The organism is Mangrovimonas sp. TPBH4 (genome assembly GCF_001280505.1).
Taxonomy (GTDB): Bacteria; Bacteroidota; Bacteroidia; order Flavobacteriales; family Flavobacteriaceae; genus Mangrovimonas_A.
Genome location: NZ_LBIO01000017.1, coordinates 61,754 through 68,812 on the forward strand (window position 1 = coordinate 61,754; position 7,059 = coordinate 68,812).

Genomic DNA, 7,059 nt, shown 5'->3' on the forward strand with positions numbered 1-7,059 from the left:
TTCTATGGAATGTCCTTTTTTAGTCTTAATCCTTCTTGAGGGTAACTACTACTTTAGTCCCGGAATCTTCTTCATGCTGAAAATCCTCAATATGCACATCAATTTTGTCCTTGTACATATCGTTTAAAATGGAAATTCGCCTTTTAATGTTGTCCATTCCTTTGCTCTTTTGTTGCTGTTGACGCTCAGTTTTTAGAGCTTTTGAACGTGTTCTTCCAATGCCGTCATCAGCTATGGTAATGCTGATTTCATCTTCATTAATCTTTTCCATGTCAATAGTCAAATGGCCCTTTTCATTTTTATAGCGCAAACCGTGCCACACTGCATTTTCAATATAAGGCTGTAACAACATGGGCGGAATTTTATAATCCCCAACATTAATTTGATCATCCACAGTAATGCTATAATCAAACTTGTCCTTGAACCTAAAATGCTCCAATTTGGTGTATAGCTCCAATAATTCAATTTCCTTTTGCAGCGGAATAAAATCCTCCTCACTGTTTTCCAAGACGGCACGCATCAAATAAGAAAAATCACTTAAATACTTGTTGGCGGTACGCTCATCATTCAAGGCAATAAAACTGTTTACCGAGTTCAAAGCATTAAAAATAAAATGTGGATTCATTTGACTCCTCAAAGATTTTAATGCCAGCAAATTATTGGCCAAACGTTGTTGCTTGATGTATTTGAACATGAAATAGGCAGTAACCAAAAGCAATACAACTCCAAACACCAAGGAATAAATAATCAATTGTTGTCGCTTGTTGCGCTCGTTGGAAAGCTGGTATTTGCTTTCAGATAATTGTCGGTCACTTTCCAAACTATTGATCCTATTTTGCTTTTCAATAATACTCCTGTTGAAACGCGCCAACTGCGAAATTTCCTGTTCCTTTTTAATGTAAAGTTCATCTACCGCTGCGGTGTACTCTTCAAAAGTTTTCCTTGCCTTGTCAAAATCTCCAGCATCGGCATATACATCAGATAATTTACGGGTGGCATCCTTTTTCACCACCAAATCTTCCTTGTCATCAGCTTCCTTAATACTTCTTTCCAAATACGAAATGGCACTGTCAAAATCCTTCTGAAGAAAATAGGCATTTCCTATCTTATAATTCTGCTTTTGCGGCGTAAGGGCACTTTCATTGTCTATTATGGAATCTTGACGTTGAATATCTGATATATCGTCCAGTGCCTCCTTCCTCAACTTAATCTCATCGGAATAGTTTTGGTTTTCACTATTAAATTCCGCTACGGTGATTTTCTCTTCCACCGCCCGTTTCTTATTCTCCTTGGAAGCAAGATTTAATGAATTATCAAACAATTGTTTGGCCTTTTGCACTTCTCCTTGCGAATTATAAGCCTGTGCAATTTTGGAACTCAAGTCGGTAACCTTTGGAGTGATTAAATGCTCTTTAGCAACCTCAAGTCCCTTTTTATAATGCTCTATAGCTTTAGAATATGATTTTGTGTTGTAATAAGTATCTCCCAAGCCTTCAAAGTACACAACCTTCTGAAAGGCCTGTAAACTACCAAAATCGATAGTTCCATAGACATCCAAACTTTCCTGATAATTCTTGTTCAATCGATAGGCATCTCCCAATTTTAATTGAACCTCATTCGATTTGTAATTTTGAAGACTAATCCTATAATTACTCACGGCCAAATCATATTGTTTCCAAGCTTTGTAAATATCTGCCAAGGTTTCATAGGCTTCGGCACTTTGGTTGACCGAATAACTTTCCTTGAGCGCCTCGGTGACAAACTGAATGGCCTTTTCGGCATCTTGTTTGGCATACACATTAGCAGAATCAATTAACTGCTTAAAGGCCTTGGAATCCTTTTTTTGATATCGACTGTTGACAAGTGAGGGGCTTACAGGCTCCACCTGTACCAAGATGCGATCTTGACTCACGATGGTGTAATAGACCGTTTCAAAATCTTTGTGCCTTATTGCCAATTCATCGCCAATTTTAACTTGGATTCTAAACTCCCCGTTACTGTCGGTTTTGGTATAGCCTCCTCCATTAACCTCAATATTCACCTTTGGAATAGGTTGGTAAGTATCCTTTTCTTCCACTTTCCCTTTAACAGTAAAAGTTTGTGTATCCTGTAGTAATTGATTTTGACCAATTGTAAAGAAGGAAGTCAAACAAAACAGCAGTATAAAAATGTATTTAAAAATTGTGGTCATTTAAAAATATTCAATGTATAAACATACTCACTTTAATTGGCATTTTAAAACTGAAAACTTCCAATTGGAGATTCAAAACACATCTTTTAGATTGGCTTGCTCACCTAAGGTTCCTTCTCACTCAACCAACAATACTATTCCCTAATTCTAGATTGAATAAGAAAAAAGTTGGGCATAGATTTAAAGTTCAAATCAAAAAACAACAAGATTATGAAACCATTTCTCAAGCCTATCCTTTTGGCTACAAGTGTTGCTGTTATGTGCTCCTGTAATGCCAACAATTCAAAACCCATAACAACCGATCTAACAACCGCTTATCACGCTCCCATAACTAATGACCAAGAACAATATATCAAAGTGGCCCTGTTATTAGATACTAGTAATAGTATGGATGGCCTTATCGATCAAGCCAAAGCGCAATTATGGAAAATTGTCAACGAACTCTCCTATGCAAAATGCAATGGCAACAGCCCAAAACTTCAAATTGCGCTTTATGAATATGGTACTGACAACTTGAATGCAGATAATGGATATATAAGACAAATTCTTTCCTTCAGTGACGATTTGGATGAAATCTCAAAACAATTGTTTTCTCTCACCACAAATGGAGGTCAAGAATATTGTGGCCAAGTCATTCAAACTTCTATTGAAAGACTTCAATGGGGCAACAATCAAGATGATTTAAAGCTCATTTTTATTGCAGGAAACGAACCTTTTAGCCAAGGCCCTATCAATTATAAGAAAGCGTCTGAATTGGCGGTAGAAAAACACATTTCTGTGAATACCATTTTTTGTGGCGATTATAACCTAGGAATAAATACCTATTGGAAATCGGGCGCCGATGTGGGACACGGTAATTATATGGCCATCGACCACAACCGACAAACTGTGTATGTAGCTACACCTTATGACAATGAAATCCTTCAATTGAATCAAAAACTTAATGGAACATATGTTGCTTATGGTAGCGTTGGGAAGGATAAAATCAGGGAACAACAGGTCCAAGATGTCAACGCTTCCATTTCAGGGAAAGCAAGCGGAGTGAGTCGCACCGTCAGCAAAAGCACTCACCTCTACACAAATTCCAACTGGGATTTGGTGGATGCTGTCTCAAATGAAGAATTAAAACTTGAAGATTTAAAATCCTCCGAATTGCCGGAAGAATTAAAAGGTAAATCTACATCTGAAATTAAGGCTTATGTTGCTGCTAAAGAAAAAGAACGTAAAGCAATCCAACAACAAATACAAGAACTCAACAAAAAGCGACTGCAATTCATTGAAGCAAACAACACTGAAGAAGATAAAAACTTGGAACAAGCCATGGTTAACGCCATAAAAACCCAAGCCAAAAAGAAAAACTACCAATGGTAGTAGATTAGTTGCCTAAAAAAAAACGTCCCGAAATCGGGACGTTTTTATTATAATGGTATAATGAATTATATTAATTAATTGCAGGACAATTACATTGGTATTTCTCTCTTCCACAATTGAAGTTATATCCAAGTGTAATTTGGTGGAACCCACCATTATCAAATACTACTGAATTTGCTTGATATGAATAAGTATATGCGAAGACAAAATTGTTATAATCTACACCCACAAATGGTGTGAAATATTGTAGTTTTTGATTACTCACACCAGAACCATCCAAGTATTCCGCCCCATCCAAACTTCTTCTATAGGACAAACCTCCCCAGATCTTACCAAAGTCCATTTCTCTATAAGTTTTAACATTTAAGTCGAAGGAAGATTCTTCAGTGGCATCTCTATACATGAACATAACGGAAGGTTCAAAACTCCAGTCGCTGCCATATCTCTGAAACACATTTCCAACAGACAATAAATAAGTTCTTAAATTCTCATAGCTCAAGCCTTGCTCATTGAAGTTGATTCCATCATTGTTCAATAAGTTCTTCACCGTAGCATGAGCATAGAAATCCAAGAAATGGTAAGAAAATCCGAAATCTACATTGAAGTTAGTGGCACTTTGCTCAACACCCGCAATAATAGGGTCAAAAGGTTCATTAATAAAAGCTGTTTCATCCAATCTATATTGAATTGCACCAACGCTCAAACCAAAAGACAACATGTTCAAGTCGATTTCATTTCTAGAAAACATCAAATGGTGTGCGTACGTCACATAGGCTCCTGTTTGGGAATGGTATCCATTCTTATCGTTATATACAATCCCTCCAATTGCCGATTGAGACTCTCCAATTCTACTATTAACACTCAAAGTTTGTAATGCAGGTGCATCATCCTGTCCAAACCACTGCATACGTGCAGTCAATCTTACTTTTGCACAATTTGCAACTCCCGCCATCGAGGGATGAATCAAATAATAATTATCGGTTAAGTAATCTGAGTAGATCGGAAGGCCTTCCTGCGCTGTTCCTAATTTCGTAAATAATGCTACAATTGCTATTAAACAATACTTTTTTAAATTCATAAATTCTATCTTTTCAAAGTAAAATGGGCTTTAAACTCTTTGCTCTGTCCCGTCGATGGCTCTACGTACTCCACAACAAACCAATAATCGCTGCTCGGCATCGCTGCCCCGTTGTACATTCCGTCCCATCCATCGCCCGATGGAGAGATCTGTTTGAGCAATTTTCCGAGCCTGTCAAATATATAAATTTTAGTGTTAGTTTGACTACTAAATCCAACAATGTTCCAAGTGTCGTTGTAACCGTCTCCGTTGGGCGTAAAGAATAACGGATAATCCAGTACACTTATTGTCACACTGGCCTCTCCACAGCCCAAAATATCACGGGCAGTTACCACATGCTCGCCCCATGGCACGTCCTCGAACACACCGCTATCCTGCCATGGCCCATCGTCAAGGCTGTACTCGTAGCTGCTGTCCCCGCTGGCCGTGGCCACCACGATATGGTTGTCAGCAAAGGCCTCGGTCACCACCTCGGCAACGATTGTCGGCGGTGCACTCTCGATTACCTCGGTAGTATCAGTGCGCTCGCACATGGTCACCGTAGAGGTGGACACGTCGATTACCGTTACACTGTAGATTCCTGCCTGCGTCGGCTCATAGCTGCCGCCAGTGGCCCCCGAGATCTCCTGGCCGTTGAAGTACCAGATGAAGAGATAGTCAGGCTCGGTAAGCCCCGTCTCCAGTACCGGTGGGTCTATCGCCTCGGTGCCGTTGGTATCCAAACACAGCACATAACTGTCATATAGATCGAACACCGGCTGTGGGTTCACCTGAAGGGTCAGCTCCGCAACCGCGTAGCAGATCGAGTCCGGTGTGGTATCATTGTCCACACGGGCATAGATCATCTGTGGGTTGACCATGTTCTCATAAAGGGTCGGCAATGGGCCTGTTCCCGCTTCGGCATCCGCCTCGCTGGCATAGTAGCTCACCGTATAGTTTGCTGGGTCCTGTCCGTCCAACAGCTCCGCATCCATGGCGGACAGATCGAACTGTACGCTGTCGTTGGTCGGGTCACCGTCCACTTCCATATTGTCGTCGCAAAGCTCATAGAGGATGGCCTCCATGTCCGGGTTGGCCTCCGCCGCTTCCTGTACCTCCACATAGAAGCTCTGTACACTGATCGAACAGCCGGTCTCCAGGTTGGTGATCGCCACAAAGATCTGCTGTGGGTTCACCGTATTGGTGAACGGGCTCACAAGGTCGTTGTCCCCATTGTCCGCATCCACCTGCGATACGTGGTAGCTCACCCCGTAGAGCACAGGGTCCTGTCCGTTAAGCACCTCCTCGTCCTTCTGTGAAAGGTCGAAGGCATAGGCCCCATCGGTATTGTTCTCACAGGCCACGATGTCCGTTACGGCAACCGCCTCCGGAAGTGGGTTCACCAAGATGTCAAAGGTTACGATCGTATAGCAGTCCGTGATGTCATTGGCAACGCGCACATAGATGGTCTGTGGGCTGGAAATGTTCGCATAGGCCGTTGGGTCAAGGATCACCCCGGTACCCTGCTCGGCATCGAAAAGGCTCTCGTGGTAGCTGGCAGATACCCCTGCTTCACCGTTGATGATATAGGTCTCGTTCTCCGTCAGGTCGAACAGCTCCACCTCGTCTCCCGTGTTCTCATCGTCGCACAGTGCGATGTCCGATGGATCCTGGCTGGGCGTTGGGTTCGGCAGTACGCGGATGGTAAGGGTCGTCTGGTCCGTACAGCCCGTGTCCGTATCGGTCACCACCACATATAGGGTCTGCGGGTTGGCTGCTATTCCATTTACCGAGGTATTGGTATAGGCCGTTGGGTCGGGGATCGCATTGGTCCCCGAATCGGCATCAGCCTGGGTCTCGTAGTAGCTCACGCTCCAGCTCCCCTCGTTGCCCGTGATCTCCCCGTCCTTAACGGTAAGGTCGAACACCGTCAGCTCATCGGCCACCTCGTCGTCGCACAATTGCAGCGGCGTTGGCTGTACCGCTACCGGCGGCAGTTCCACGCGGATCTCGAACTCGCCAGTGCTCACACAGCCGTTCTCTAGGCTCTCTACCCTTACATATACGGTCTGTGGGTTGGTCTGGTTCACATAGCCCCATGGGTTGGCGATCGGTGCCGCCCCGGACTCTGCGTCCGCCATGGTAAGGTGGTAGCTAAGGTCGAACTGCGCCGGGTCCTGTGCCCCGAGGATCTCCGCGTCCATACCGGTAAGGTCGAAGCTCGCATAGCCATCGGCGTTGGTATCGCAGATCACATAGTCCTCGATGGCCGTCGGCACTACCGGCGACGGCAGCACGTTCAGCTGTAGGCCTACCACGCTGTGGCAGCCCGTGAGCATGTTCTCCGCCCTGGCATATACCACTTGGGCATTGGCCACGATATTGTCGTAGGGGCTCAAGAGCTCGTTGTCACCGCTCTCGGCGTCCCCCTGGGTCTCAT

The 7,059-nt window shown here is 43.6% G+C and carries 4 protein-coding genes; 1 reads left to right on the forward strand and 3 read right to left on the reverse strand.

Annotated elements, in window-relative coordinates:
* Positions 1-25: 25 nt before the first annotated feature.
* Positions 26-2,191, reverse strand: coding sequence for a histidine kinase (locus ZA05_RS00445; RefSeq protein WP_053989895.1), 2,166 nt, complete (start codon positions 2,189-2,191; stop codon positions 26-28).
* A gap of 210 nt (positions 2,192-2,401) precedes the next feature.
* Here ZA05_RS00445 and ZA05_RS00450 point away from each other — a divergent pair, with 210 nt between their 5' ends.
* Positions 2,402-3,562, forward strand: a complete 1,161-nt coding sequence (locus tag ZA05_RS00450; protein ID WP_053989896.1) for a VWA domain-containing protein — start codon at positions 2,402-2,404, stop codon at positions 3,560-3,562.
* Positions 3,563-3,632: 70 nt separating this feature from the next.
* Here the strand turns inward: ZA05_RS00450 and ZA05_RS00455 are convergent, their stop codons facing one another.
* Together ZA05_RS00455 and ZA05_RS00460 are read right to left on the reverse strand one after the other, a co-directional pair.
* On the reverse strand, positions 3,633-4,640 hold the full coding sequence (locus ZA05_RS00455; RefSeq protein WP_053989897.1) for a type IX secretion system membrane protein PorP/SprF: 1,008 nt from the start codon (positions 4,638-4,640) through the stop codon (positions 3,633-3,635).
* Positions 4,641-4,645: 5 nt separating this feature from the next.
* On the reverse strand, positions 4,646-7,059 hold a 2,414-nt coding region (locus tag ZA05_RS00460), incomplete at its 5' end, for a T9SS type B sorting domain-containing protein (protein ID WP_053989898.1).